Here is a 25,771-nt window from a genome sequence, read left to right as displayed (position 1 = left end):
GAACTGGAACCAAGCATGAAGATCGACTGGGCAGCTCTCGGCTCCGTCTTCGGAGTCAGCCTCGTGGCGACCGTCGCCCTCGTGGGCCTCTTCACCCTCGGTGTCATCGGCCTCTCCAAGCAGGAGCAGGCCGCCACCCAGGGAGGCTCCGCCGTCCTGGCCCGCACCGGCGCCTACGCCTGCTTCGCCCTGTGCCTGGCGGCCGTGGCGTACGGCATCTACCTGATCGTCGCCTGACGGTCCTCACCACCCCGGCCGGGCGGTCCGCACCTCGCGTGCGGGCCGCCCGGCCGTCGTGTTTGTGGTGCTTCGCACAGTGACGCGGCGCAGGTCAAGGGTGAGTTGACGGCTGTTCTCGGGCCGTGGTGGACTGCCGAGGCCATTACGGCGGCAGTAGAGGAAGTCCGGTGCGATTCCGGCGCGGTCCCGCCACTGTGACCGGATCCGAAGGGTCCGGGAGTCAGGAACTCTCGCCGCCGGTCACGTCGATCCAGGGCGCGGACCCTGAGTGAGGACACGTCGCCATGCCCGGCCGCAGCCCCACCCTGTCCAGAGCCAGCCGCCTCTCCCCGGACGGATTCGCGTACGGCGCGGCGGCCGGTCTCGCCGTCGACCTGCTCGTCGGCGATCCCCGCCGCGGACACCCCGTCGCCGCCTTCGGCCGGGCCGCGGGCCGGGTCGAGAAGGCCCTCTGGCACGACCACCGCGGCTGGGGCGCCCTGCACACCGCCGTCTGCGTCGGCGCCACCGTCGCGGCCGGCGCCCTCGCCGCCCGTACGGTACGGGACAGCCGCGCCGCCTCCGTCGCCCTCACCGCCGCCTCGGTCTGGGCCGTCGTCGGCGGGACGACCCTGGGACGCGAGGCCCGCGCGATCGGCGGCGCCCTCGCCGCCGGGGACCTGGAGGTCGCCCGGGAACGGCTGCCGCACCTGTGCGGACGCGACCCGCAGTCCCTCGACGGTCCCGCGATGGCCCGCGCGGTCGTCGAGTCCGTCGCCGAGAACACCTCCGACGCGGTCGTGGGCGCCCTCTTCTGGGGAGCGGTCGCGGGCGTGCCGGGCCTGGTCGGCTTCCGCGCGGTGAACACCCTCGACGCGATGGTCGGCCACAAGAACCCCCGCCACCGGCGGTACGGCTGGGCCTCGGCCCGCCTCGACGACGTGGCCGGCTGGCCCGGGGCCCGGCTGACCGCCGCCCTCGCGACCGTCGCCGGCGGGAACCCGCGCGGGGCCGTACGGGCCTGGCGGGCGGACGCCGCGAAGCACCCGAGCCCCAACGCGGGACCGGTCGAGGCCTCCTTCGCGGGCGCCCTCGGCGTACGGCTCGGGGGCACCCTCTCGTACGCCGGACGGGTCGAGCACCGGCCCGTCCTCAACGGGGAGGGGCGGCCCGTCGAGGTCGCCGACATCGACCGCGCGGTCCGGCTCTCCCGCCGGATCACCGGACTGACCCTGGCCGCCTGCGTCGGCGGCCGCATGATCGCGAGCGCGCTGAAGCGGAGGAACGCATGAGGGGTGGGGGGCTGCTCGTCGCCGGGACCACGTCCGACGCGGGCAAGAGCGTCGTGACGGCCGGCATCTGCCGCTGGCTGGTACGGCAGGGCGTCAAGGTCGCGCCGTTCAAGGGACAGAACATGTCCCTCAACTCCTTCGTCACCCGGGAGGGCGCCGAGATCGGCCGTGCGCAGGCCATGCAGGCGCAGGCCGCCCGGGTGGAGCCGACCGCGCTGATGAACCCGGTGCTGCTCAAGCCCGGCAGCGACCGCTCCAGCCAGGTCGTCCTCATGGGCAAACCGGTCGGCGAGATGAGCGCCCGGGGCTATCACGGAGGCCGGCAGCAGACGCTCTTCGAGCCGGTGATGGCGTGCCTGGAGGAACTCCGGGGCACGTATGACGCCGTGATCTGCGAGGGGGCGGGGAGTCCGGCCGAGATCAACCTGCGGCGCACGGACATCGTGAACATGGGCATCGCGCGCGCCGCGCGGCTGCCCGTGGTCGTCGTCGGGGACATCGACCGGGGCGGGGTCTTCGCCCAGTTCTTCGGGACGACGGCGCTGCTCGCGCCCGAGGACCAGTCGCTGGTCGCGGGCTACCTGGTCAACAAGTTCCGGGGCGACGTGACCCTCCTGGAACCGGGCCTGGACATGCTGCACGGGCTCACCGGGCGCCGGACCTTCGGTGTCCTGCCGTACGCGCACGGCCTCGGCATCGACGAGGAGGACGGCCTGCGGGTCTCCCTGCGGGGCACCGTCCGCGAGTCGGTCGTCGCGCCGCCGGTCGGCGCGGACGTACTGCGGGTCGCCGTCTGCGCGGTGCCGCTGATGTCCAACTTCACGGACGTCGACGCGCTCGCCGCCGAACCGGGCGTCGTGGTCCGCTTCGTGGACCGGCCCGAGGAGCTCGTCGACGCCGACCTCGTCGTCGTGCCCGGCACCCGGGGCACGGTCAAGGCCCTCTCCTGGCTGCGGGAGCGGGGACTCGCGGACGCCCTCGTCCGGCGCGCGGCCGAGGGCCGGCCGGTGCTCGGCATCTGCGGCGGCTTCCAGGCCCTGGCCGAGCGCATCGAGGACGAGGTCGAGTCGAAGGCGGGGGTCGTCGACGGACTCGGCCTGCTGCCCGTACGGGTGCGGTTCGGGGTCGAGAAGACCCTCGCCCGGCCGGTCGGCGAGGCGCTGGGCGAACGGGTCGAGGGCTACGAGATCCACCACGGCGTCGCCACCGTGGACGGCGGGGAACCCTTCCTGGACGGCTGCCGGGTCGGCTCCGTGTGGGGCACCCACTGGCACGGCTCGCTGGAGAGCGACGGCTTCCGCCGGGCGTTCCTGCGCGAGGTCGCGGCGGCGGCGGGCCGCCGGTTCGTGCCCGCCCCGGACACGTCCTTCGGCGCGCTGCGCGAGGAGCAGCTCGACCGCCTCGGCGACCTGATCGAGGAGCACGCCGACACGGACGCGCTGCTGCGGCTGATCGAGGAGGGAGCCCCGAAGGGGCTGCCGTTCGTGCCGCCGGGGGCGCCGTGAGCGCGGGATCCCCGCGTGGGCGGGGAGCACACGAGAACTCCGCCCACAGCTGGGCTGACGGCGGGGCCATCCCCATGACCGTGGGGAACGCCGACAGTCTCGCCCACGTCTCAGGCGCCTACGGTCGAGTCGAACAGAAGTCACCCGAAGGAGCGAGCATTCGATGAACACCCGCTACCCGTTCACCGCCGTCGTCGGCATGGACGACCTGCGGCTCGCGCTGCTGCTGACTGCGGTCAGCCCAGCCGTGGGCGGTGTGCTCGTGCGGGGCGAGAAGGGCACGGCAAAGAGCACCGCCGTTCGCGCGCTCGCCGAGCTGCTGCCCGAGGTGCCGGTCGTCGTCGGCTGCCGGTTCAGCTGTGACCCCACCTCGCCGGACCCCGGGTGCCCGGATGGGCCGCACGGGGACGGCGCCGCCAACGCCCGGCCCGCGCGGATGGTCGAGCTGCCCGTCGGGGCCTCCGAGGACCGGCTCGTCGGCTCGCTCGACATCGAGAAGGCCCTCGCCGAGGGCGTGAAGGCCTTCGAGCCGGGGCTGCTGGCCCATGCGCACCGGGGAATCCTGTACGTCGACGAGGTGAATCTGCTCCACGATCACTTGATCGATGTCTTGCTCGATGCCGCCGCGATGGGTCAGTCCCACGTCGAACGCGAAGGCGTCTCCGTACGGCATGCCGCCCGCTTCCTGCTCGTCGGGACCATGAACCCCGAAGAGGGCGAGCTGCGGCCGCAGTTGCTCGACCGCTTCGGTCTCACCGTGGAGGTCGCCGCCTCGCGGGACCCGGAGCAGCGGGTCGAGGTCGTACGGCGGCGGCTCGCGTTCGAGGACGACCCGGCCGCCTTCGCCGCCCGCTGGGCCGGCGAGGAAGCCGCCCTGCGCGAACGGATCGTCGCCGCGCGGGCGTTGCTGCCCCAGGTCACCCTCGGGGACGCCGTGCTCCTCCAGATCGCCGCGACCTGCGCCGCCTTCGAGGTGGACGGCATGCGCGCCGACATCGTCATGGCCCGGACCGCGACCGCCCTCGCCGCCTGGGCCGGACGGACCGAGGTCACCTCGGAGGACGTGCGGCAGGCCGCGCTCCTGGCCCTCCCCCACCGCCGGCGTCGCTCGCCGTTCGACGCGCCCGGACTCGACGAGGACAAGCTCGACGAGACCCTGGAGCAGTTCAAGGGGGACGCACCGGACGACGATCCCGAGCCGGACGGGCCCGGGGACGGCGGTCCTGACGGGGGCGGCGGCGGGGGTGTCCCGCCGCAGGGCGAGGGGCCCGGGGGTCCTGCGCCCGAGTCCGCCGAGGCACCGGAGAGCGCGCCCGCCCCGCAGAACTCCGGCGCCGGTGCCGGTGAACGCGCCGCCGTCAAGGCCGGCGAACCCTTCCGTACGAAGGTGCTGAGCGTTCCCGGTCTCGGCGAGGGCGCGGCCGGGCGCCGTTCCCGGGCCCGCACCGAGCACGGCCGTACCACCGGCTCCACCCGGCCCCGGGGCGCGCTGACCAAGCTGCACCTGGCCGCGACCGTCCAGGCCGCCGCCCCGCACCAGCGGGCGCGCGGGCGGTCCGGGCCAGGACTGGTGGTCCGCCGCGACGACCTGCGGCAGGCGACCCGGGAGGGCCGTGAGGGCAACCTGGTGCTCTTCGCCGTGGACGCCTCCGGCTCCATGGCGGCGCGGCAGCGGATGAGCGCCGTGAAGGGCGCGGTGCTCTCGCTGCTGCTCGACGCCTACCAGCGGCGCGACAAGGTCGGTCTCGTCACCTTCCGGGGGCGGGACGCCGAGGTCGCGCTGCCGCCGACCTCGTCCGTGGACGCGGCCGCCGCCCGCCTGGAGAAGCTGCCGACCGGAGGTCGTACACCGCTCTCCGCGGGGCTGCTCAAGGCCCATGACGTGCTGCGGGTCGAACGGCTGCGGGACCCCTCGCGCCGCCCGCTGCTCGTCGTCGTGACCGACGGGCGGGCGACCGGCGGCGGGGCCGACCCGGTGGCGCTCGCGGCCCGCGCGGCGCGGCTGCACGCCGCCGACGGCACGGCCTCGGTGGTCGTGGACTGCGAGACCGGCCCGGTGCGCCTCGGGCTCGCCGGGAACCTGGCGCGTGAACTCGGCGGCACCGCCGTCACCTTGGACGAGCTGCGCGCCGACTCGATCGCCGGCCTCGTCCGGGACGTACAGGCAGCAGGACAGACAACGCAGACAGCATGGAGGGCCGCTTAATGCCGCAGGGACAGCCGACCGTCGTGCCCGACGACGGCCTCACCACCCGTCAGCGCCGCAACCGGGCACTGGTGATGGTGCACACCGGAGTCGGCAAGGGGAAGTCGACCGCCGCGTTCGGCATGGCGCTGCGCGCCTGGAACCAGGGCTGGCCGATCGGGGTGTTCCAGTTCGTCAAGTCCGCCAAGTGGAAGGTCGGCGAGGAGAACGCCCTCAAGGCGCTCGGCGAGACCGGCAAGGGCGGCACGGTCACCTGGAACAAGATGGGCGAGGGCTGGTCCTGGATCCAGCGCGAGGTCGCCGAGGGCGAGCAGTCCCACGAGGAGAAGGCCCGCGAGGGCTGGGAGCAGGTCAAGCGGGACCTCGCCGAGGAGAGGTACAAGTTCTACGTCCTCGACGAGTTCGCCTACCTGCTGCACTGGGGCTGGATCGACGTCAAGGAGGTCGTCGAGGTGCTGCGCGACCGTCCCGGGCAGCAGCACGTCGTCATCACCGGCCGCAACGCCCCGCAGGAGCTCGTCGACTTCGCCGATCTCGTCACCGACATGTCCAAGGTCAAGCACCCGATGGACGCCGGTCAGAAGGGCCAGCGGGGCATCGAGTGGTAGCACGTCTCGTCATCGCCGCGCCGTCGTCCGGCGCGGGCAAGACCACGGTCGCGACCGGCCTGATGGCCGCGTTCGCCGGCCGTGGTCTGGCCGTCTCCCCGCACAAGGTCGGCCCCGACTACATCGACCCGGGCTACCACGCGCTCGCGACCGGACGCCCGGGCCGCAACCTCGACGCGTACATGTGCGGTACGGGGCTGGTCGCACCGCTCTTCCTGCACGGCTCGCGCGGCTGCGACCTGGCCGTGGTCGAGGGGGTCATGGGCCTGTACGACGGGGCCGCCGACCAGGGCGAGCTGGCGTCCACCGCGCAGGTGGCGAAGCTGCTCAAGGCACCGGTGGTGCTCGTCGTCGACGCCTCCTCGCAGTCGCGGTCGGTGGCGGCGCTCGTGCACGGCTTCGCGTCCTGGGACCCGGAGGTGCGGATCGGGGGCGTGATCCTCAACAAGGTCGCGTCGGACCGGCACGAACACCTGCTGCGGGAGGCGCTCGGGGAGTCGGGGGTGCCGGTGCTCGGCGTGCTCCGGCGTGCCCCCGCCGTGGCGACGCCGTCGCGGCACCTCGGGCTCGTGCCGGTCGCCGAGCGGCAGGCCCAGGCGGTGGAGGCGGTGGCCGCGCAGGCGGAGCAGGTGCGGCAGGGGTGCGACCTGGATGCGCTGATGGCCCTTGCACAGTCGGCGCCGGAGCTTCGCTGCACGCCGTGGGTGCCTGAGGTTGACGGGCGGCTGCACGCCGGTGGTCGCGTTGTGCCCACCCGTTCCGCCCCGGCGGAACGCATGCCCACAACGCGGCCTGTGGTAGCCGTCGCCGGCGGGGCGGCATTCACCTTCTCGTACGCCGAGCACACGGAGTTGCTCCAGGCCGCCGGCGCCGAGGTCGTCACCTTCGACCCGCTCCGGGACGAGGCCCTCCCCGAGGGGACGAGCGGGCTCGTCATAGGCGGCGGCTTCCCCGAGATGTACGGCGAGCAGCTGTCCGCCAACGAGCCCCTCCGCAAGGCCGTGGCCGAGCTCGCCGCCTCCGGCGCGCCGATCGCCGCCGAGTGCGCCGGGCTCCTGTACCTGGCGCGGTCGCTGGACGGGCACCCGATGTGCGGCGTGCTCGACGCCGACGCGCGGATGTCGGAGCGGCTCACGCTCGGCTACCGGGACGCCGTCGCCGTCAGCGACAGCGTCCTCGCGCCGGCCGGGGCGCGGCTGCGCGGCCACGAGTTCCACCGCACCGTGATCGAGCCGGGTGCCGGGCCGCTGGCGGCCTGGGGCCTTCGGCAGCCGGAGCGGCGCGTGGAGGGCTTCGTGCAGGGCGGGGTGCACGCCAGTTATGTGCACACCCACTGGGCGGGGTCGCCCGAGGTCGCCGCGCGGTTCGTGGGGCACTGCGCGTGAGTTCAGCCGCCGGAGACGCCCACCACGAGCCAGATGAAGGCCACGCCCGCCACCGTGCACAGCACGGTGGAACGGGCGGGGTGTTCGTGGTGGGCCTCGGGCAGGATCTCGGCGGCGGCGAGGTAGAGCAGGACGCCGCCGAAGAAGCCGAGATAGCAGCCGAGCAGTTCCTCCGGAAGGGTGAACAGGGTGGCGAGTCCGGCTCCGGCGAGCGGGGCGACGGCGGCCGCGACGAGCATGGTGAGGGCTCTGCGGCGGGCGTTCCCGTAGAGGCTCGTGATCGTGTACGTGTTGAAGCCGTCGGCGAAGTCGTGGGCGATGACGGCGAGGGCGACGGTGGCGCCCATGCCGCCGCCGACCTGGAAGGCGGCGCCGAGCGCGATGCCGTCCATGAGGCTGTGGAGGATCATCGCCGCGGCGGCCGTCAGACCGACCTGGGGGACCCGCTCGTGGGCGTCGACGCCGTGCGCCGCACGGCGGACGGCGAGGAGCCGCTCGACGACGTGGGCGAAGAGGAAGCCGCCGACGAAGAGCAGCAGGGCCTCGGGGACGCCGAAGACCTTCTGCCCGGCGGCCTCCAGGGCCTCCGGCAGGAGGTCGAGTCCGACGACGCCGAGCATGAGTCCGCCGGCGAGGCCGAGGACGAGGTGGCGGCGGTCGGTGACGCGCCCGGCGACCCAGCCGCCGAAGAGCGTCATGAGGAACGCGCCGAGCGCGACGACTACAGCCATGGGCCTTTGCTATCCGATGGGACGGCGTCCGCGCACCTCGGCGTCGGGGCCCGGTCGGGCGTGCCGGTGGGCGAGGTCCTCGCGCTCGTGGACGCGGTCCTGCGGGAGGCGGGTCTGACGCGCGCGCGGGTGCGGTCGCTCGCCACGCTCGACGCGCGGGCGGCGGAGCCGGGGATCGTGGCGGCCGCGGCGGCGCTCGGGGTGCCGGTGCGCGGGTTCACGGCCGGGGAGCTGGCGGCCGTACCCGTACCGCATCCTTCGGCGCTGCCGCTGGCGGCGACGGGCACGGCGTCCGTGGCGGAGGCGGCGGCGCTGCTCGCGGCGGAGGCGGATGCGGAGGCGGCGGCGCTGCTCGCGGCGGAAGCGGATGCGGAGGCGGCGGCGCTGCTCGCGGCGGAGGCGGATGCGGATACGGAGGCGGAGGAGGCGGAGGTGGAGGCGGGCACGCGCGCGGGTGCCGAGCCGGCCGTGGGCACGCGCGCGCGTACGGAGGCGGACCTCGGCACGCGCCCCGGTGCGGAGGCCCGGGCGGGGTCCCGGGCGGGGTCCCTCGTGCCGCCCGGCGGTCGGGCCGGGGCCGTGCTGCTGGTGCCGAAGCGGAAATCCCGGCGCGTGACCTGCGCAATCGCCACCTTTCTCCCGTTTCATCCGAACGAAGTGACTTCCGTCGCACGGTTGTTGCCCTTGACGCACGGGTACATCGCTGGCGAGCCTGGCTCACCCCCCACCATCCCCACCCCCCACACGACGGCGGCCATGGACACGCATACCGACGCCCACGACCTGCGCCACCACGGTGACGACGAGGTCAGGGACGAGAAACTCATCGATCTGGCGGTCAACGTCCGGACGAACACCCCGCCGGACTGGCTGCGGAAGCGGATCGCCGACTCGCTGACCGGTCTGGCGGCCTATCCGGACGGCCGGGCCGCGCGGGCGGCGGTCGCCGAGCGGCACGACCTGCCGTCGAACCGGGTGCTCCTGACGGCGGGCGCGGCGGAGGCGTTCGTGCTGCTCGCGCGGGCGCTGCCGGTGCGGCGGCCGGTCGTGGTGCATCCGCAGTTCACCGAGCCCGAGGCGGCGCTGCGGGACGCCGGGCACGAGGTGGGCCGGGTGCTGTTGCGCGAGGAGGACGGCTTCCGGCTGGATCCGGCGGCGGTTCCGGAGGACGCGGACCTGGTGGTGATCGGGAACCCCACGAACCCGACCTCCGTGTTGCATCCGGCCGCCTCGATCGCCGCGCTCGCCCGGCCGGGGCGGACCCTGGTGGTGGACGAGGCGTTCATGGACGCGGTGCCGGGTGAGCGGGAGTCGCTGGCCGGGCGGACGGACGTGCCGGGGCTCGTGGTGCTGCGGAGCCTCACCAAGACCTGGGGGCTCGCCGGGCTGCGGATCGGGTACGTACTGGCCGGGCCGGAGACGATCGCGGCTCTGGAGCGGACGCAGCCGCTGTGGCCGGTGTCGACGCCGGCCCTGGTGGCGGCGGAGGCGTGCATGTCGCGGGCGGCGCTCGCGGAGGCGGAGCACGCGGCGCACCGCATCGGGGTGGAGCGGGCCCATCTGCTCGCCGGGCTCGCGGAGTTCGACGAGGTGCGGACGGTGGCGGGGGCGGAGGGCCCCTTCGTGCTGCTGCGGATCGACGGTGCGGACGTGGTGCGGGAGCGGCTGCGGTCGCTCGGCTTCGCGGCCCGCCGGGGCGACACGTTTCCGGGGCTCGACCGGAACTGGCTGCGGCTCGCGGTCCGGGACCGGGCGACGACGAACCGTTTCCTGCAGGCGCTCGACCAGGCGCTGCTGATCTGCGGCTGAGCCGCGGCCGGGAGGAACGCGAGGAAGGGTCCGGGGAGGGCGGTGTCGTCACCGCCGCCCTCCCCGGACCCTCGTTTTCCTCCCGGCGCCCCCCGGCGCTTCCCCCTCGGACCGTCAGCCGCGGTTGCGTGCGCGCGAGCGGGTCACGGCGAGGGCGCCGCCGCCGGCGACGAGCAGGGCGAGCGCTCCGGCCGCGATGTACGGGGTGGTGGAGCTGCCGCCGGTCTCGGCGAGGTTCTCGGTGGGCGTGGTGCCGCCGTTGTTGGTCTTGATGCCCCCCGCGTCACTCGGCTTGACCGAGGGCTGCTGCGTGGGCTGCCCGGTCGGCTGCTGCGTGGGGTTCTCGGTGGGCTTGTCGGTGGGCTTCTCGGTCGGGGTCGTGCCCTCGGGCGTCTCGCAGGTGGCCTCGGCGAGGGTCACGGTGCCGTTGACCTCGGCGACGCCGAGGTCCAGCGGGTTGACCTGCACCTTGAGTTCGAGGGCCGTGGCCGCGGCGGTGCGGGAGGTCGTGGACGTACGGGACAGGTCCAGGGTGACCTTGCCGACCCCCGGCACGCCGACCTGGGTCCGGCCGCCCGCGGACAGGGTGGTCTTCTTGCCGAACACGGTCACGTGACCGAGGACGTTGGACTGGGCGACCGGCTTCTTCCCCACCTCGCACAGCGCCTTGGAGGTGACCTTCTCGACCTCGATGAGGGAGAGCAGCGGGATGCCGGGGACGTGGACCCGGGCCTTGACGAGGTTGACGTACCCCTCGGCCTTCTTCTCGTCCACGGTCGCGTCGGCGGTGGCGACGTCGGCCTTGAGGAGGTCGATCGGCTTCCCGCCCTCGGCTCCCTGCACCTTCACGGAGAGCGCCGTCTCCTTCTCGGTCTCGGGCGCCTCGACCTCGTTGAGGGAGGCCCGGACCGGCACGTTCACGGTCTTGCCGAGGAGGGAGACGTCGAGGCCGGCCCTCAGCACGACGGCGGTGGCGCGCCCTTCGCCGCCCGTGGCGTGCGCCGCCGGGGCCGCGAGGAGCACGGGGCCGACGGCCAGGGCGGCGACGGTCGCGGCGGCGGCGGAGCGGCGTACGGGCATGCGGAAGGTGTTGCTGTTCAAGATGGTGGAACCCCCACAGGAGACATGGCGTCGCCGGCCGCTCACCACGGGGACGGTGGGTCGGTGCGGCCTCGGCGACTTGAGACACCGGAATCTTTACGCACGGAGAGTGAACCGACAGTCGCCTGACGTGAGTTCACTCCAAAGGGGGGTTTCCGTGTTCATTTTCGATTCATCTCTCTACAACCGTTCCCGGTTTTCCCGCGTGTTTCGTACGGGGCGGTCCGGGCGGAATCGGTGAGAACGATCCGCGGGGCGCCCGGGTCACGGATCGTCAACCCGGCGCACCCGACCCCTCCGGGACTCCTGTAGATTAATTTAGGCCAGCCTAACCTAAGGAGCTGGCGGGATCGGAACGACGGGATCGGGGTCTCCGTGAGCATCGAGGTCTACCGGGACGCCTGGGGCGTCCCCCATCTGCGGGCCGCGGACCCGGACGAACTCGCCTTCGCCCAGGGGCGGGTCACCGCCCGCGACCGCGCCTGGCAGCTGGAGGTCGAACGGCACCGGGCCCAGGGCAGCAGCGCCGCCTTCCTCGGCGCCGCCGAGCTCGGCTGGGACGCCTTCGCCCGCCGGGCCCGCCTCGCCGACACCGCCCGCCGCTGCTTCGACCGGCTCCGGGAGACCGACGCACCGACGGCGGCGTGGGTACGCGCGTACGTGGACGGGGTCAACGACGGCCTCGCCGAAGGCGCCGGCCGCGCACCCGAGTTCGCCCGGACCGGCCTCGCGCCCGGCCGCTGGGAGCCCTGGACGCCGCTCGCCGTCTGGCTCTCCACCCACATCCTCTTCGCGGGCTTCCCCACCAAGCTGTGGCGGGACGAGGTCGCCCGGCGGCTCGGCGAGGAGTGGACGGAGCTCTTCGCGACCGACGGGCCCGGCACCGCCGGCTCCAACGGCTGGGTCGTGGCCGGCGGACGGACGGCGAGCGGGGCGGCCCTGGTGGCGGGCGACCCGCACCGGTTCATCGAGGCGCCGGGCGTCTACCAGCAGATCCGGCTCGCCTGCCCCGCGTACGACGTGGTGGGCCTCGCCGTGCCCGGAGTCCCCGGACTCGCCCACTTCGGCCACACCGGGCCGGTGGCCTGGGCGATCACCAACGCGATGGCGGACTACCAGGACCTCTACCGGGAACGGCTCCGCATGCTCCCCGACGGCACCGTGGAGGCCCTCGGCCCGGACGGCTGGGCCCCGGCGGCCGCGCACCGGGAGACGATCGAGGTCGCGGGCGCGGACCCGGTGGAGATCGAGGTGATCGAGACGCCCCGGGGGCCGGTGATCACCGACCCGGACGGGGACGCGGCCGGCGGCCGGGAGGCCCTCGCCCTGCGGTACCCGCCCCGGGTCACCGGGGAACTCGGCTTCGGGGTGCTGCCCGCGCTGCTGCGCGCCCGGACCGTCGCCGACGTGGACGCGGCCCTCGACGGCTGGGTCGAGCCGGTGAACGTCGTCCAGGCCGCCGACACCGGAGGCGGTCTCCTGCACCGGGTCGCCGGCCACGTCCCCGTACGGGACCGGGCCAACTCCCTGCGGATCGTGCCCGCCTGGGACCCGGCGCACGCCTGGGCCGACGCCCCGGCGCCGCTGCCCCGCGCCGAGGTCCGCGGCCACGCCGTGATGGCCAACGCCCGGGGCCTGGCCGCGCCCCTGGGCGTCGAGTTCGCCCCGCCGCACCGGGCGGCCCGCATCGACACGCTGCTCGGCGCCTCCGCGGCCTGGACCCCGGAGACGACGGCCGCGATCCACACGGACACGGACAACCCCTCGGCGGCCCGCCTCCTGGAAGCCGTACGCCGCGCGGGCGAGGGCCTCTCCCCCGCCGGCGCAGGCGTCCGGGAGCGGCTGCTCGCCTGGGACCGGCGGATGGACGCCGACAGCCTCGACGCCGGTCTCTACGCGGCCGTGCGCGGGGCCGTCGTCCGCCGCCTCGCCGCCCACGAGGCCTTCGCGGCGCTGCGCGAACCCGCCCCGTACCCCGAGCTCTTCCGGCCCTGGCTCGCGCTCGGGCCGCGGGTCGCCCTCGCCCTGGAGACGCTGCTCGTCACCGGGCCCGTGCCCGCCGGGGACGTCGACCGGATCGTGCGCGAGGCGCTCGACGAGACCGGCGCCGGTGAGCCCCCCGCCGCCTGGGGCGTGACCCACCGGCTCGCGCCCTGGCAGGCGCTGCCGGACCCGGACGACCACCGGTGGCCGGGGCTCGGCGGGGACCACGACTGCGTCCTCTCCACGTCCAGCGTGCCCGGCTGGACCGACCGCAGCGCCCGCGCCTCCGCCGCTCGCTACGTCTGGGACCTCGCCGACCGGGAGCGGAGCCGCTGGATCGTGCCGTTCGGCGCGTCCGGAGTGCCCGGCGACCCGCACCACCGCGACCAACTCCCCCTGTGGCTGCGGGGCGAGCTCGCCCCCGTCACCACCGACTGGCAGGACCTCACCAAGGAGCAGGGATGACCACCGCCGTACACGTCCAGACCGTCGAGGGCTTCGGAATCGTCACGGTCCGGCCCGTCGACCCCGACGGCGACGCGCCGCTCCTGCACGGCTGGGTCACCGAGGAGCGGGCCCGCTTCTGGGGCATGGCCGGGACCACCGTCGAGCAGGTCCGGGAGATCTACGCGCACCTCGGCTCGCTGACCACGCACCACGGTTACCTGGTCGCCCGGGACGGGCAGCCGGTCGCCCTCTTCCAGACGTACGACCCCGAGGCCGACCGGGTCGGCGAGTGCTACGAGGCGCGGCCGGGCGACATCGGCGTGCACCTGCTCGTGGCGCCGGGGCTCGCCCCGGAGCCGGGCTTCACCGGCCGGCTGCTCGTCGCGCTCGTCGACTTCGCGCTGACGGGCCGCACCCGGATCGTCGTCGACCCGGACGCCGCGAACGAGAGGGCGATCGCCCGGCTCGTACGGGCCGGTTTCGAGCTCGGCCCCGAGGTCCTGCTGCCCGAGGTCGACCTGCCGGAGGTCTTCATCCCGGAGAAGCGGGCCCGGCTCGGATTCCTGAGCCGCTGACGGGCCGGACCAGGCCCGCCCACGGCGCCGCGTGAGGGCTCAGCCCACCACCCGGCCGTTGACGACGATCCGCCGCGGTGCCGCGAGGACACGGACGTCCGCGCGCGGGTCCTCGCCGTAGACGACGAGGTCGGCCGGGGCGCCCTCCTCCAGGGAGGGCCGGCCCAGCCAGGCCCTGGCCCCCCAGGCGGTGGCGGCGAGCGCGTCGATCGGCGGGATACCGGCCTTGGTCAGCTCCTCGACCTCCTCGGCGACCAGGCCGTGGGCGAGGGAGCCGCCCGCGTCGGTGCCGACGAAGACGGGCACGCCCGCGTCGAAGGCCGCGCGGACCGTGTCGTACCGCCGCTCGTGGAGCCGGCGCATATGGGCCGACCAGCGGGGGAACTTCTCCTGGCCGCCGTCGGCGAGGTGCGGGAAGGTCGCGATGTTCACCAGGGTGGGGACGATGGCGACGCCCCGCTCCGCGAAGAGCGGGATCGTCTCCTCGGTGAGCCCGGTGGCGTGCTCGATGCAGTCGATGCCCGCCTCCACCAGGTCCCGCAGCGAGTCCTCGGCGAAGCAGTGCGCGGTGACGCGGGCGCCGAGCCGGTGCGCCTCCGCGATGGCCTCCTCGACCTCGGCGCGCGGCCAGCAGGCGGTGAGGTCGCCCGCCTCGCGGTCGATCCAGTCGCCGACGAGCTTGACCCAGCCGTCGCCGCGGCGGGCCTCCCGGCCGACGTACGCGACGAGGTCGGCGGGCTCGATCTCGTGGGCGTAGTTGCGGATGTAGCGGCGGGTGCGGGCGATGTGCCGGCCCGCCCGGATGATCTTCGGGAGGTCCTCGCGCTCGTCGATCCAGCGGGTGTCCGAGGGCGAGCCCGCGTCCCGGATGAGGAGGGTGCCGGCGTCCCGGTCGGTGAGGGCCTGCTTCTCGCTGGTGGCCTCGTCGACGGGACCGTGCCGGTCGAGTCCGACGTGGCAGTGGGCGTCGACGAGGCCGGGGAGCACCCAGCCCTCGACGGTCACGGCCTCGGCGGCGGGCCGCTCGAAGGTGATCCGCCCGTCGACGCACCACAGTTCGTCGCGGACGTCCTCCGGGCCGACGAGCACCCGCCCCTTCACGTGCAGCACCTCGTGATCGCTCATACCCGCACTCTACGAGCCGTGTCGAGGGGGCGGATCAGGGGCGCCAGTCCGCCTCCAGGTCGTGCGAGTCGGTCTTGGTGAGCTGCTTCAGGCCGGTGCCGTCGACCCGCACCAGGAAGAGGTGCTCGGGGTCCGCGTCGTCGGTGCCGCCGCGGGTGAAGACCAGGCGGCGGCCGTCCGGCGACCAGGAGGGGAACTTGTCGTGGGCCGGGCCCGTGGTGATCTGGTGCACTCCCGTGCCGTCGGGGCGGACGTCGTAGAGGTGGGCGAAGCCGCTGGCGTCCAGGCGGCTGAAGGCGATCCGGTCGGCGCTCGACCAGTCGGGACTCCAGTCCTGGGAGCCCGTCCCGGTGATCGGCGTCTGGGCCAGGGTGGACAGCTGGATCCGTACCAGCCCGCTGCCTCCGGAGGTGTCCGTGCGGCTGAAGGCCAGGTTCTTGCCGTCCGGGGACCAGGTCGGGTGGAACTCGTCCGCCGTGGTGGTGGTGAGCCGCGTGGCGGGGGTGCCGTCGACGTCGGCCACGTAGATCTCGCGCTGGTCGCCGACCGGCCGGGAGTAGGCGATCCGCGTGCCGTCCGGGGACCAGGCCGGGTCGGAGGCGCCCTGGGTGCCGGGCACCGACTTCAGGTCGCCGCCCGCGGCGTTCATCGTCCAGATGCCGTCGATCGTGCCGTCGAGGCTGTACCGGAGGAACGCCACCCGCTTGCCGTCCGGGGACCAGCCGGGCATCACGTCGCTGACGGTGGGGGTGTGGGTGAGCCGGACGGCGCCGCCGCCGAGCGGGGACATGGCGTACAGGTCCTCGATGGAGTCCGTGGCGTCGTAGCGGGCGAAGACGATCGGGTGGCCGATCGCCGACCACGCGGCGCGGGCCGCGTCCGCAGCCGTGGCCGCCTCGGACGTCACTGCCGTCGCCGACGTCACTGCCGTCCCCGACGTCCCGGCCGCTCCCGCCGTCACGGCCGTCCCCGCCGCTCCCGCGTCTCCCGCGGCGCAGAGGGTCAGCGGTGCGGTGACGGCGAGCGTCGCGGCGGCCACCGCCGCCCGGCGCAGCAGCGCTCTGTCGTTCCCGCCCGTTCTCGTGCTTCCGGCCATGGTGTCCACCCCGTTCGTCCCGGCGGCATCGTGCGGCGCCGCTCCGGCCCGCAACATCCCACCGACGGCGCGCCGGGGGAAGAGTCCGGGCCCACCGGTACGAGCCCTGTGACACGTTGGGCACACCGCCGTGACGGCGTACGGGCCCGGCCGTCCGGCGGCGGACCGAGCGCTTACGCTGGCACGAGCCTCATCCTGATGTAGGCGACACGCATTCGACACCGACGAAGGAACCCCCGTGACCGTGACACATCCGCTGCTGGACCTGGCCCCGCTGACCGCCGCGCACTTCGCGTCGATCGAGCGCCGGGTCGCCGCGCTGCTCTCCACCGAGCAGGACGTGGTGATCACCCAGGGCGAGGCGCTGCTGCCCCTGGAGGGGTGCATCCGCAGCGGCGCGCGGGCCGGTTCGACCGCGCTGAACATCGTCACCGGTCCGTACGGACAGACCTTCGGGAACTGGCTGCGGGACTGCGGGGCGACCGTCGTCGACCTGGAGGTGCCCTTCCACACGGCGGTCACGGCGGAGCAGGTGGAGCGGGCGCTCGCCGAGCACCCGGAGATCGACTTCGTGTCGCTGGTGCACGCGGAGGCGGCGACCGGCAACACCAACCCGGTGGCGGAGATCGGCGAGGTCGTGCGGGCGCACGGCGCGCTGTTCTACCTGGACGCGGTGGCGTCGATCGGCGCCGAGCCGGTGCTGCCGGACGCCTGGGGCGTGGACATGTGCATCATCGGCGCGCAGAAGGCGATGGGCGGCCCCGCGGGCGTGTCGGCGGTGTCGGTGAGCGCGCGGGCCTGGGAGCGGTTCGCCGCCAACCCGGCCGCGCCGCGGCGCTCGTACCTCTCCCTCCTGGACTGGAAGGAGCGCTGGATCGACGGCGGCCGCAAGGCGCTGCTGCACGCTCCGGCGCAGCTGGAGATGCTGGCGCTGGAGGCCTGTGTGGAGCGGATCGAGGCCGAGGGCCTGGACGCGCTGATGGCACGGCACGCCTCGGCGGCGGCCGCGACCCGCGCGGGCGCGCTGGCCCTGGGCGGCGGTCTGGAGCCGTATGTGTACGAGGCGAAGGACGCGGCCCCGGTGGCGACGACGCTGCGCGTGCCGGCGGGTCTCGACGCCTCGGAGCTGGTGGCGAAGGCGCTCGCGGCCGATCCGTCGCTGCCGCTGATCGCGGGCGGCGGGGCGCTGGCCAAGGAGATGATCCGGGTCAACCACTACGGGGTGGACGCGACGCCGGGGGCCGTGCAGTCCTCGCTCGCCGCCCTGGGCGCGGCGCTCGGCGAGTCGGGCCGCGCGGTGGACCTGGAGGCGGCGCGCCGGGCGGTCACGGAGGCCTGGTAGTCGACACGTGGAAGGGGCGGGGGTCCGGGCCCCCGCCCCTTCCGCGTCTCCGCGTCTTACAGCGCGGGGTAGTCGATGTAGCCCTCGGGGCCGCCGGCGTACATGGTGGCGGGGTCCGGGGTGGCGTAGGGGCCGTCGGTCTTCAGCCGGGCGGGCAGGTCGGGGTTGGCGATGAAGTGCCTGCCGTACGCGACGAGGTCGGTGGTGCCGTCCTCGATCAGGGCCAGGGACTCGGCGCCGGTCGGGTCGGCGCCGGTGGCCGGGTTGAGGATGAAGGTGCCGGCGAAGCGCTTGCGCAGGTCGAGCACGAGCGGGCGGCGCTCGGGGCCGGTCTCCAGGACGTGGAGGTAGGCGATGCCGACGGGCTCGATCGCGGTGAGGAGCCGGGTGTAGAGCTCGTCGGTGTCGGTCTCGCTGATGTCGTTGAGGGTGTTGGCCGGGGAGATGCGCAGGCCGGTTCGCTCGGGGCCGATCTCGGCGGCGACGGCCTTGACGACCGCGACGGCGAAGCGGATGCGGTTCTCGACGGATCCGCCCCACTCGTCGGTGCGGTGGTTGGAGCCGGAGGCGAGGAACTGCTGGATCAGATAGCCGTTGGCGCCGTGGATCTCGACGCCGTCGAAGCCGGCCTCGACGGCGTTGCGGGCGGCGGAGGCGAAGCCGGCGATCGCCTCGTGCACCTGGTCGCCGGTGAGTTCGCGCGGGGCGACGAAGTCCTTGGGGCCCTCGTGGGTGTAGACCTGGCCGGCGGCGGCGATCGGCGAGGGGCCGACGGGGTGGAGGTCTCCGTCGAGGAGGTCGGGGTGGCCGATCCGGCCGGAGTGCATGAGCTGGGCGAAGATCCGGCCGCCGCGCTCGTGGACGGCGGTGGTGACCTCGCGCCAGGCGGCGATCTGCTCGCGGCTGTGGAGGCCGGGGGTGTTCGGGTAGCCCTGACCCTCGGGGACGGGCTGGACGCCCTCGCTGATGATCAGGCCGGCGGAGGCGCGCTGGGCGTAGTACTCGGCGACGATCGCCGGCGGGGTGCCGTCCTGGCCGTTGGCGCGGCTGCGGGTCATGGGGGCCATCGCGATGCGGTTGGCGAGGCGGGTACCGGCGAGGTCGATCGGGTCGAATGCAGTGGTCACGGCTGTCCCTCACAGAAATATGTGGTCGGCCAACTAATTGGGCCGGATGCCACTGTAACCCATTCATTGGCCGACCAAGGTAATCTTGTGGTCAGAGCCGTCCCGAGGAGTGCGCATGTCAGGAAACGACCCCGTCTGTACCGCCCCGTCCGCCGGGCCGGAGCCCTCCGGTGCCTGCACCGGGACCGTCAGCCACACCCTGGCGTGGGTCGCGCGGCTCCACCGGATCGCCATGGGCCGGCGGCTGCGGGACCTGGGCCTCTACCCGGGCCAGGAGCTGATGATGATGCGCCTGTGGGACTGCGGGGCGGTCCGCCAGTCGGAGCTGATCCAGTCGCTCGGCCTCGACCCCTCCACGGTCACGAAGATGCTCCAGCGCATGGAGCAGTGCGGCTACGTCCGCCGCAGCCCGGACCCGGCCGACCGGCGCGCGGTCCTGGTCGAGGCGACGGACCAGGGCCTTGCCCTGCGCGCCGGGGTCGAGGACGCCTGGGCCGACCTGGAGGAGACCACCCTGTCCGGGCTCACCCCGGCCGACCGGGCGGAACTCGCCCGGCTCCTCGGCCTCGCGGGCGAGAACCTGGCGAAGGAGGCGGGCGAGGAGGGCGACGCGGGCGCCGTCTGCTGAACGCCCGCGGGTCCGGACGGGGCGGGGCGTGCTGAACACCCGCCCCGTCCGGACCGGGCGCCGGGCCCGCCGCCGTCGGGGGTCAGCCCGCGAGGACCTCCAGGACGCGGTCCACGTCCGCCGCCGTGTTGTACAGGTGGAAGGAGGCCCGCAGATTGCCCGCGCGGGCCGAGAGCAGGACGTCCGCCTCGCGCAGGGCGTCCGCCCGGTCCCCGAGGCCGGGGACGGCGACGACCGTCGAGTCGTCCATGACCGGAGCGTGCCCCAGGGCGAGGAGCCCGGAGCGGAAGCGGGCCGCGAGCCCCTTGTCGTGGGCCTCGATCCGCTCGATGCCGATCTCCTCCAGGAGGGCGAGCGAACGGGCCGCCCCGTGGTACGAGAGGAACGCCGCGGGTTCGTCGAACCGGCGGGCGGTGCGGGCCAGTTCACGGACCGGGCCGTAGCTGTTGACCCACAGCTCCTCGCCCGTGACCCAGTTGGCGTGGATCGCGAGCAGCGAGTCCTGCGCCTCCTCCGTGACGGTCAGGAAGGACGCGCCGCGCGGGCAGAGCAGGTACTTGTAGCCACCGGCGACGGTGTAGTCCCACTCCCCCGCGTTCAGCGGCAGCCAGCCCGCCGACTGGGTGGCGTCCATGAGGGTGCGCGCGCCGTGGGCGGCCGCCGCCGCCCGTATCGCCGCGAAGTCGGCCGTGCGGCCGTCCGCCGACTGCACGGCGGAGAAGGCGACGAGCGCGGTCCCGGGACGGACGGATTCGGCCAGCCGCTCCAGGGGCGCGAAGCGGATCTTGAGGTCGCCGCGGATCGTGAAGGGGGTGATGACGGAGGAGAAGTCGCCCTCGGGGAAGAGGACCTCGGACCCGGCGGGCAGCGACTGGGCGATCATCCCGCAGTGGACCGCGACCGAGCTGCCGACGGCGACGCGCTCGTGGGAGACACCGGCGATCCGGCCGAAGGCGGCGCGGGCCTCGTCCACGATGTCGAAGCTTCCGGCACCGTCCGGGCGGCCGTCGGCGGTCTCCTCGGCGAGGAGGGTGATCGCCTCGATGGTCCGGCGGGGCAGCAGGCCGCAGGCGGAGGTGTTGAGGTAGGTCTTCTTGGGAGCGAACTCGGCGCCGCCGAGCGGCTGATCAAGGGAATCCATGTCCCCACCCTGGATTCCCCGCGATCGCCCGTCAATGGCGTTTCGACCGCGGGGGATCCCCAAGCCGCGCTTATCTCCGCAGGTCAGAGACTCGGGTCAGAGACTCGGGTCAGAGACTCAGGACTGCGGGACCTCGCAGGTGCCGTCCGGGCCGCAGACCTCCGCGTCGGCGCCGACGGGCTGGAGGACGCGGCCCTGCCAGGCCTGCTCCAGGGCCTGGGTGAAGACCTCGGCGGGCTGGCCGCCGGAGACGCCGTAGCGGCGGTCGAGGACGAAGAACGGCACGCCGTTGGCGCCGAGTTCGGCGGCCTCGCGCTCGTCCTCCCGTACGGCCTCGGCGTAGGCGGTCTCGTCGGCGAGGACGGCACGGACCTCGGCCTCGTCGAGACCGGCCTCCACTCCGAGGGTCACCAGGGTCTCGGCGTCGAAGACGGAGCGCTCCTCGGCGAAGTTGGCCCGGTAGGCCAGGTCCAGGAGTTCGCTCTGGCGGCCGCGCTCCTTGGCGAGGTGCAGCAGCCGGTGGATGTCGAAGGTGTTGCCGTGGTCGCGGCCGTCGGTGAGGTACGCGAGGCCCTCGGAGTGCGCGTTCGACGCGACGTGCGCCTCCATGGCGCGGGCCTCGTCGAGGGTGCGGCCGTACTTCTTCGCCAGCATCTCCAGAACGGGGCCGGTGTCGCCCTTGGCGCGGTGCGGGTCGAGCTCGAAGGAGCGGTGCACGACCTCGACGTCGTCGCGGTGGGCGAAGGCCGCGAGCCCCTTCTCGAAGCGGGCCTTGCCGATGTAGCACCAGGGGCAGGCGATGTCGCTCCAGATCTCGACGCGCATGTGACTTCTCTCCGAGGGTTGCCGGTGGGGTGTACGGGGGTGTGTACGCCGGGGGGAACGCGCACACCGGCCCGGTTCATTCCGTTTCCGGCCCCGGTGTGAGCCGGAGCACCCGACCTCAGGCCGTTCCGGCGCCCGTCAGACGGCTGAAGGAGGAGCGGTAGGCGCTGGGGGTGAGACCGGTGCGGCGGAGGAGGTGCTGGCGGAGGGAGTCCGCCGTGCCGAGGCCGCTCGCGCGGGCCAGCCGGTCCATGGGGAGCGAGGTGGTCTCCAGGAGTTCCTTCGCCCGCTCGACGCGCTGGTGCAGCAGCCACTGGAGCGGGCTGACGCCGGTCTCCGCGTGGAAGCGGCGGGAGAGCGTGCGGACGGAGACGCCGGCGTGCCGGGCGAGGTCGGTGAGGCCGAGGGGTTCGTCGAGGTGTTCCATCGCCCACGCGCGCGTGTCGGCGAAGGAGGCCCCGCGCTCGGGCGGCAGCGGGGTCTGGGTGAACTGGGTCTGGCCGCCGGGCCGGACGGGCGCGACGAGGGCGAGCCGGGCGACGGCGTTGGCGACGGCGGCGCCGTGGTCGGTGCGGATGACGTGCAGGCAGAGGTCGATGCCCGCCGCGTATCCGGAGGAGGTGAGCACCGGGCCGTCCTGGACGAAGAGGACGTCGTCCTGGAGGTCGACGGCGGGGTGCCGGGCGGCGAGCAGCGGCCGGTACGCCCAGTACGTCGTCGCCGCCCGGCCGTCGAGCAGTCCGGCCTCGGCGAGCGCGAAGGCGCCGGTGCAGATGGAGGCGATCCGCTTGCCCCCGACGGCGGAGGCGCGCAGGACGTCGAGGACGCGCGGGTCGGGGTCCTCGTACGCGCCGCTGCCCGCGAGGATCACCGTGTCGGCGCCCTCGACGGCTTCGAGTCCGTGCGGGACGACCAGGTCGAGGCCGCCGGTGGTGGTGACGGGCCCGGGGTCGGGGGCGCAGATGACCGTCTCGTACCCGGGCCCGCCGTCGATCTCGACCTTGCCGAAGAGCATCTCCGGGATGGCCAGGTTGAACATCGAGACGGGCGGGGCGGCGATCACGGCGACGCGCCGCACACGGGAGGCGGGGGGCGTGCCGGGCGCTGCGGGCGAGCGGGTCGTCGGCGGCATGGCCAGAACCTCCGGTCGTATGGCATTCCAGCCACTACTGTACGGGCCCGCGGCTCACGAAGCTGGGCGCATGTCCTCAACAGTCCTCACCAAGGCCCCCGTTGACCGTCGCGAATCCCCCGGCTCCGCCCCCGGGCCCGCCCTCGCCGCGGCCATGCTCGGCTTCGCCCTCATCACCCTCGACACCTCCGTCGTGAACGTCGCCCTGCCCGCGATCGGCGCCGACCTGCGGGCCGGCATGACGGGCCTGCAATGGGTGGTCGACGCGTACACGCTGGCCTTCGCCGCGCTGCTGCTCTCCAGCGGGGCGCTCGCCGACCGGGTCGGGGCGAGCCGGGCGTACGGGGCGGGGGTCGTCGTCTTCACCCTCGCCTCGGCCGCCTGCGGTCTCGCCCCCGGCCTCCCCGGGCTCCTGGCGGCCCGGACGGTGCAGGGCGCGGCGGCGGCCGTGATGCTGCCCGCCTCCCTCGCCCTCGTACGGGAGGCGTACGGCGATCCGGCGCGGCGGGCCCGTGCGGTGTCGCTCTGGGCTGCGGGCGGCACGGTCGCGGTGGCGCTCGGCCCGGTCGCGGGCGGGGCGCTGACCACGGCCTGGAGCTGGCGCGGGATCTTCTTCATCAACCTGCCCCTCGGGCTCCTCGCGCTCGTCCTGCTGACCCGGGTCGCCCGCTCGGAGCGCCGGCCGGCCCCGCTGGACCTGCCGGGGCAGCTGACGGCGATGACGGCGCTCGGGGCGCTGACCTTCGCCGCGATCGAGGGCGGCGCGGAGGCCTGGTGGGCGCTGGGGGTCGCGGTGGTCTCCTTCGCCGCGTTCCTGCTGGTCGAGGCGCGGCGGCGGCATCCGATGGTGCCGCTCGGGCTGTTCCGGAACACGACGGTCGCGGTCGCGGTGGCGGCCGGTTCGGCGAACAGCGTGGCCTTCTACGGCATGGTCTTCGTGTTCAGCCTCTTCTTCCAGCAGGTCCTCGGGCTCTCGGCGCTCGGCGCGGGGCTGATGTTCCTGCCGATGACGGGGCTGCTCGCCGGGGTGAACGTCCTGTCGGCGCGGGTGGCCGCGCGGTACGGGGCGCGGCTGCCGATCGTCCTGGGCCAGACGGTCGCGGTGGCCGGGCTCCTCGGCCTGCTCACCGTGGACGCGGACTCCTCGCGGGTGGCCCAGGCCCTGCTCCTCGTGCCGCTCGCGCTGGGGGCCGGTTTCTCCCTGCCGCCGCTGATCGCGGCCATGATGGAGGCCGTCCCTGCGGAGCGGGCGGGCACGGCGGCGGGCCTCCTGAACGCGATCCGTCAGACGGCGGGCGCGCTCGCGATCGCGGTCTTCGGCTCCCTCGCGGCCCAGGACATGGCGACGGCGCTGCGCACGAGCCTCCTGATCAGCGCCGGCCTGCTGACCCTGACGACCCTGGTGTCACTGCGGCTGCCGCGCCGCGGAACCCGGACGCGCTAGGGGGGTGGGTGCCGGGCGGGGCTTTCCGGACACCCTAGGCGCCCTTGCGGTACTGGCCGGGTGCCACCCCGTACTCCCGTTTGAAGGCCTTGGCGAAGGCGAACTCCGAGGAGTACCCGGAGCGTTCGGCGACGGCCCGGAGGGGCAGGTCGTCGGAGCGGAGGAGGCGGCCGGCCGTGGTCATGCGCCACCAGGTGAGGTACGCGAGGGGCGGCCGTCCGACGAGGGCGGTGAAGCGGCGGGCGAAGGCGGCGCGGGAGAGGCCCCCGAGCGCGCCGAGCTCCTCGACCGTCCACGACCGGGCGGGGTCGCCGTGCAGGGCGCGCAGGGCGCCCGCGACGGCCGGGTCGCTGAGCGCGGCCGACCAGCCGGTGGAGCGGTCGCCGCACTCGGTGAGCCACCAGGTGCGCAGCAGGTACAGGAGCAGGGTGTCGAGGAGGGCGGGCACGACGGCGTCGGATCCCGGCTGGGGTTCGGCGAGTTCGGCGCCGAGCAGGTCGACGGCGGCGCGCAGCCGGGGGTGGGCGCCGACCCGGGCGGGGAGGTGGACGTACGGCGGCAGTTCGGTGAGCAGGGGGTGGGCGCGGGACCGGTTGAGCTGGTAGGCGCCGCAGAGCAGCAGGGTCTCCTCGGCGCCGACGGGTCCGCGGGCGGGCCGGGTGGGCCAGGAGCCGTCGGGGGTGGGCACGGCGTCGACCAGGGGGGTGTCGGGCCGGTCGGCGAGGCCGTGGCCGGTGGCGTGGGCGACGAGGACGATGTCGCCGGGGCCGAGCCGGACGGGGGCGCCGTCGTCCGGGGGCAGCAGCCAGGCGGTGCCCTGGAGGAGGACGTGGAATCCGGCGCCCATGCTCGGGGGGAAGCGGTAGCCCCAGGGGGCGAAGCGGACGGTGCGGGAGGAGTGCGGGCGCCCGGTGCGCATGGAGGCGATGGCATCGCTCAGTACGTCCATGGCCCGAACGGTAGCGGGCGAGACGATCGGACATGGCGGGAAGCCGGGGAGACATGGATCGTCTTGCCCGGCCTTCCTAACGTCGACGCCATGACGACAACAGGCATGACGACGAAGGCTGTTCTCTTCCACGAGCTCGGCGGACCCGAGGTGCTGAGGGTCGAGGAGGTGCCGCTCCCGGACCCCTGTCCCGGGGAGGTGCTCGTCCGGGTCGAGGCGATCGGGCTCAACCGCGCGGAGGCGCTGTTCCGGGCCGGCACCTACTACTACCCGGCGACGCTGCCGGGTTCGCGGCTCGGCTACGAGGCGGCGGGGGTGGTCGAGGCGGTCGGCGCGGGGGTCACCGCGTACGCCCCGGGCGACCCGGTGATGGCGGCGGCCAACTTCGAGTTCGGGACGTACGGCGTGTACGCGGAGCGGGTGGTGCTCCCCGAGGAGTACGTGGTGGCCCGGCCCGAGGGGGTGGACGCGGTGACGGCGGCGGCCGTGTGGCTGGGCTACTTCACCGCGTACGGCGGGATGGTCCTGACCGGCGGTCTGCGTCCGGGCGACCATGTGGTGATCACGGGCGCGTCGAGCGGGGTGGGGACGGCCGCGATCCAGACGGCGCTGCGGATCGGCGCGGTGCCGCTCGCCACCACCCGCGGCGAGGACAAGCGGAAGCCCCTCCTTGAGCTGGGGGCCGCGCATGTGATCACCACCGACACCGAGGACCTGGTCGACGAGGTGCGGCGGATCACCGGCGGAAGGGGCGCGGACCTGGCGTTCGACGCGATCGGCGGGCCCGGCTTCGCCCGCCTGGGGGACGCGCTGCGGACCGGTGGCACCGCCGTGCTCTACGGCTGGCTGGACCCGCGGCCGACCGAGCTGTCGCGGAACTGGCCGCTGACCACGCACGCGTACGCGAACGGGGCGCTGGCCAGGACCGAGGAGGGGCGCCGGCTCGCCGCGGGGTTCATCGGCTCGGGGCTGCGGGACGGCTCCCTGGCGCCGGTGATCGCCGAGACCTTCGACGGTCTGGAGCGGATCGCCGACGCCCATCGGCTGATGGAGTCGAACACGCACCTCGGGAAGATCGTGGTGCGGCTCGACTCCTAGGCG

At 74.4% G+C, this 25,771-nt stretch carries 22 protein-coding genes and 1 riboswitch; of the genes, 13 read left to right on the top strand and 9 right to left on the bottom strand.

From position 1 onward, the window contains the following. Nucleotides 1-15: 15 nt before the first annotated feature. From ACF07V_RS11625 to ACF07V_RS11600, 6 genes are all read left to right on the top strand, one after another. On the top strand, nucleotides 16-237 hold the full coding sequence (locus ACF07V_RS11625; RefSeq protein ID WP_392153319.1) for a hypothetical protein: 222 nt from the start codon (nucleotides 16-18) through the stop codon (nucleotides 235-237). Nucleotides 238-357: 120 nt separating this feature from the next. Next, a riboswitch (cobalamin riboswitch) is annotated at nucleotides 358-490 on the top strand. Between the two features lie 34 nt (nucleotides 491-524). Continuing rightward, on the top strand, nucleotides 525-1,511 hold the full coding sequence (locus ACF07V_RS11620) for a cobalamin biosynthesis protein (protein WP_392153318.1): 987 nt from the start codon (nucleotides 525-527) through the stop codon (nucleotides 1,509-1,511). Then, nucleotides 1,508-3,016, top strand: a complete 1,509-nt coding sequence (locus ACF07V_RS11615) for a cobyric acid synthase (RefSeq protein WP_392153316.1) — start codon at nucleotides 1,508-1,510, stop codon at nucleotides 3,014-3,016. The genes ACF07V_RS11620 and ACF07V_RS11615 overlap by 4 nt, the downstream gene beginning before the upstream one ends. A 163-nt stretch (nucleotides 3,017-3,179) precedes the next feature. Next, nucleotides 3,180-5,222, top strand: a complete 2,043-nt coding sequence (locus tag ACF07V_RS11610) for a putative cobaltochelatase (RefSeq protein WP_392153314.1) — start codon at nucleotides 3,180-3,182, stop codon at nucleotides 5,220-5,222. Beyond that, nucleotides 5,222-5,830, top strand: coding sequence for a cob(I)yrinic acid a,c-diamide adenosyltransferase (gene cobO / locus ACF07V_RS11605; RefSeq protein ID WP_392153313.1), 609 nt, complete (start codon nucleotides 5,222-5,224; stop codon nucleotides 5,828-5,830). Before ACF07V_RS11610 ends, cobO begins: the two co-directional genes overlap by 1 nt. Then, nucleotides 5,824-7,215 carry a cobyrinate a,c-diamide synthase gene (locus tag ACF07V_RS11600; protein WP_392153312.1) on the top strand — a complete coding sequence of 464 codons (1,392 nt, stop codon included), beginning with the start codon at nucleotides 5,824-5,826 and terminating at the stop codon, nucleotides 7,213-7,215. Before cobO ends, ACF07V_RS11600 begins: the two co-directional genes overlap by 7 nt. A 2-nt stretch (nucleotides 7,216-7,217) precedes the next feature. Here ACF07V_RS11600 and ACF07V_RS11595 read toward each other — a convergent pair whose 3' ends face one another. Beyond that, a complete protein-coding gene (locus ACF07V_RS11595) occupies nucleotides 7,218-7,946 on the bottom strand; it encodes a ZIP family metal transporter (RefSeq protein WP_392153311.1) in 729 nt (242 codons plus the stop codon). Between the two features lie 6 nt (nucleotides 7,947-7,952). Here ACF07V_RS11595 and cobC point away from each other — a divergent pair, with 6 nt between their 5' ends. After that, nucleotides 7,953-9,755 carry an Rv2231c family pyridoxal phosphate-dependent protein CobC gene (gene cobC, locus ACF07V_RS11590; protein WP_392153310.1) on the top strand — a complete coding sequence of 601 codons (1,803 nt, stop codon included), beginning with the start codon at nucleotides 7,953-7,955 and terminating at the stop codon, nucleotides 9,753-9,755. A gap of 114 nt (nucleotides 9,756-9,869) precedes the next feature. Here the strand turns inward: cobC and ACF07V_RS11585 are convergent, their stop codons facing one another. Next, on the bottom strand, nucleotides 9,870-10,856 hold the full coding sequence (locus ACF07V_RS11585) for an SCO1860 family LAETG-anchored protein (protein ID WP_392153309.1): 987 nt from the start codon (nucleotides 10,854-10,856) through the stop codon (nucleotides 9,870-9,872). 375 nt (nucleotides 10,857-11,231) lie between these two features. Here ACF07V_RS11585 and ACF07V_RS11580 point away from each other — a divergent pair, with 375 nt between their 5' ends. After that, nucleotides 11,232-13,304, top strand: coding sequence for a penicillin acylase family protein (locus ACF07V_RS11580; protein ID WP_392153308.1), 2,073 nt, complete (start codon nucleotides 11,232-11,234; stop codon nucleotides 13,302-13,304). Then, a complete protein-coding gene (locus ACF07V_RS11575; RefSeq protein ID WP_392153307.1) occupies nucleotides 13,301-13,861 on the top strand; it encodes a GNAT family N-acetyltransferase in 561 nt (186 codons plus the stop codon). Before ACF07V_RS11580 ends, ACF07V_RS11575 begins: the two co-directional genes overlap by 4 nt. Nucleotides 13,862-13,900: 39 nt before the next feature. Here ACF07V_RS11575 and ACF07V_RS11570 read toward each other — a convergent pair whose 3' ends face one another. Next, entirely contained in the window at nucleotides 13,901-14,986 is a 1,086-nt protein-coding gene (locus tag ACF07V_RS11570; RefSeq protein ID WP_392153304.1) for an amidohydrolase family protein, read from the bottom strand. A 34-nt stretch (nucleotides 14,987-15,020) separates the two neighbouring features. Continuing rightward, the gene (locus ACF07V_RS11565) at nucleotides 15,021-16,082 is read right to left on the bottom strand and encodes a hypothetical protein (protein WP_392153303.1); all 1,062 of its coding nucleotides are present in this window, start codon (nucleotides 16,080-16,082) and stop codon (nucleotides 15,021-15,023) included. A gap of 244 nt (nucleotides 16,083-16,326) precedes the next feature. Here ACF07V_RS11565 and ACF07V_RS11560 point away from each other — a divergent pair, with 244 nt between their 5' ends. After that, a complete protein-coding gene (locus tag ACF07V_RS11560) occupies nucleotides 16,327-17,424 on the top strand; it encodes a pyridoxal-phosphate-dependent aminotransferase family protein (protein ID WP_392153443.1) in 1,098 nt (365 codons plus the stop codon). A 56-nt stretch (nucleotides 17,425-17,480) separates the two neighbouring features. Here ACF07V_RS11560 and ACF07V_RS11555 read toward each other — a convergent pair whose 3' ends face one another. Beyond that, nucleotides 17,481-18,551 carry an alkene reductase gene (locus ACF07V_RS11555; protein ID WP_392153301.1) on the bottom strand — a complete coding sequence of 357 codons (1,071 nt, stop codon included), beginning with the start codon at nucleotides 18,549-18,551 and terminating at the stop codon, nucleotides 17,481-17,483. Between the two features lie 115 nt (nucleotides 18,552-18,666). On the opposite strand from ACF07V_RS11555, the gene ACF07V_RS11550 reads away from it, so the two are divergent. After that, the gene (locus ACF07V_RS11550; protein WP_392153299.1) at nucleotides 18,667-19,179 is read left to right on the top strand and encodes a MarR family winged helix-turn-helix transcriptional regulator; all 513 of its coding nucleotides are present in this window, start codon (nucleotides 18,667-18,669) and stop codon (nucleotides 19,177-19,179) included. Nucleotides 19,180-19,261: 82 nt separating this feature from the next. On the opposite strand, the gene ACF07V_RS11545 is transcribed toward ACF07V_RS11550, so the two are convergent. The 3 genes from ACF07V_RS11545 to ACF07V_RS11535 form a co-directional block, all read right to left on the bottom strand. Continuing rightward, entirely contained in the window at nucleotides 19,262-20,320 is a 1,059-nt protein-coding gene (locus ACF07V_RS11545; RefSeq protein WP_392153297.1) for an aminotransferase class V-fold PLP-dependent enzyme, read from the bottom strand. Nucleotides 20,321-20,437: 117 nt separating this feature from the next. Further along, nucleotides 20,438-21,145 carry a DsbA family oxidoreductase gene (locus tag ACF07V_RS11540; RefSeq protein ID WP_392153295.1) on the bottom strand — a complete coding sequence of 236 codons (708 nt, stop codon included), beginning with the start codon at nucleotides 21,143-21,145 and terminating at the stop codon, nucleotides 20,438-20,440. A 118-nt stretch (nucleotides 21,146-21,263) separates the two neighbouring features. Continuing rightward, nucleotides 21,264-22,277 (bottom strand): GlxA family transcriptional regulator, encoded by a 1,014-nt coding sequence (locus tag ACF07V_RS11535; RefSeq protein ID WP_392153293.1) that lies wholly within the window; start codon nucleotides 22,275-22,277, stop codon nucleotides 21,264-21,266. Between the two features lie 70 nt (nucleotides 22,278-22,347). Here ACF07V_RS11535 and ACF07V_RS11530 point away from each other — a divergent pair, with 70 nt between their 5' ends. After that, complete coding sequence (locus ACF07V_RS11530; RefSeq protein WP_392153292.1) at nucleotides 22,348-23,721, top strand: MFS transporter; 1,374 nt, start codon at nucleotides 22,348-22,350, stop codon at nucleotides 23,719-23,721. A 34-nt stretch (nucleotides 23,722-23,755) separates the two neighbouring features. Here ACF07V_RS11530 and ACF07V_RS11525 read toward each other — a convergent pair whose 3' ends face one another. Beyond that, on the bottom strand, nucleotides 23,756-24,670 hold the full coding sequence (locus tag ACF07V_RS11525; RefSeq protein ID WP_392153290.1) for an AraC family transcriptional regulator: 915 nt from the start codon (nucleotides 24,668-24,670) through the stop codon (nucleotides 23,756-23,758). Nucleotides 24,671-24,760: 90 nt separating this feature from the next. On the opposite strand from ACF07V_RS11525, the gene ACF07V_RS11520 reads away from it, so the two are divergent. Further along, the gene (locus ACF07V_RS11520; protein WP_392153288.1) at nucleotides 24,761-25,768 is read left to right on the top strand and encodes a zinc-dependent alcohol dehydrogenase family protein; all 1,008 of its coding nucleotides are present in this window, start codon (nucleotides 24,761-24,763) and stop codon (nucleotides 25,766-25,768) included. The last annotated feature ends 3 nt before the right edge of the window (nucleotides 25,769-25,771 follow it).

This window comes from Streptomyces sp. NPDC015661 (assembly GCF_043077765.1).
Taxonomy (GTDB): Bacteria; Actinomycetota; Actinomycetes; order Streptomycetales; family Streptomycetaceae; genus Streptomyces.
This window is presented reverse-complemented; position numbering and strand designations above follow the sequence as displayed.

Coding starts and splice junctions, on each gene's coding strand:
- ACF07V_RS11540 (WP_392153295.1), bottom strand. CDS start 21,145: ATGCGCGTCGAGATCTGGAGCGACATCGCCTGCCCCTGGTGCTACATC.
- ACF07V_RS11530 (WP_392153292.1), top strand. CDS start 22,348: ATGTCCTCAACAGTCCTCACCAAGGCCCCCGTTGACCGTCGCGAATCC.
- ACF07V_RS11520 (WP_392153288.1), top strand. CDS start 24,761: ATGACGACAACAGGCATGACGACGAAGGCTGTTCTCTTCCACGAGCTC.
- ACF07V_RS11535 (WP_392153293.1), bottom strand. CDS start 22,277: ATGCCGCCGACGACCCGCTCGCCCGCAGCGCCCGGCACGCCCCCCGCC.
- ACF07V_RS11575 (WP_392153307.1), top strand. CDS start 13,301: ATGACCACCGCCGTACACGTCCAGACCGTCGAGGGCTTCGGAATCGTC.
- ACF07V_RS11620 (WP_392153318.1), top strand. CDS start 525: ATGCCCGGCCGCAGCCCCACCCTGTCCAGAGCCAGCCGCCTCTCCCCG.
- ACF07V_RS11565 (WP_392153303.1), bottom strand. CDS start 16,082: ATGGCCGGAAGCACGAGAACGGGCGGGAACGACAGAGCGCTGCTGCGC.
- ACF07V_RS11625 (WP_392153319.1), top strand. CDS start 16: ATGAAGATCGACTGGGCAGCTCTCGGCTCCGTCTTCGGAGTCAGCCTC.
- cobO (WP_392153313.1), top strand. CDS start 5,222: ATGCCGCAGGGACAGCCGACCGTCGTGCCCGACGACGGCCTCACCACC.
- ACF07V_RS11570 (WP_392153304.1), bottom strand. CDS start 14,986: ATGAGCGATCACGAGGTGCTGCACGTGAAGGGGCGGGTGCTCGTCGGC.
- ACF07V_RS11545 (WP_392153297.1), bottom strand. CDS start 20,320: ATGGATTCCCTTGATCAGCCGCTCGGCGGCGCCGAGTTCGCTCCCAAG.
- ACF07V_RS11595 (WP_392153311.1), bottom strand. CDS start 7,946: ATGGCTGTAGTCGTCGCGCTCGGCGCGTTCCTCATGACGCTCTTCGGC.
- ACF07V_RS11615 (WP_392153316.1), top strand. CDS start 1,508: ATGAGGGGTGGGGGGCTGCTCGTCGCCGGGACCACGTCCGACGCGGGC.
- ACF07V_RS11610 (WP_392153314.1), top strand. CDS start 3,180: ATGAACACCCGCTACCCGTTCACCGCCGTCGTCGGCATGGACGACCTG.
- ACF07V_RS11525 (WP_392153290.1), bottom strand. CDS start 24,670: ATGGACGTACTGAGCGATGCCATCGCCTCCATGCGCACCGGGCGCCCG.
- ACF07V_RS11550 (WP_392153299.1), top strand. CDS start 18,667: ATGTCAGGAAACGACCCCGTCTGTACCGCCCCGTCCGCCGGGCCGGAG.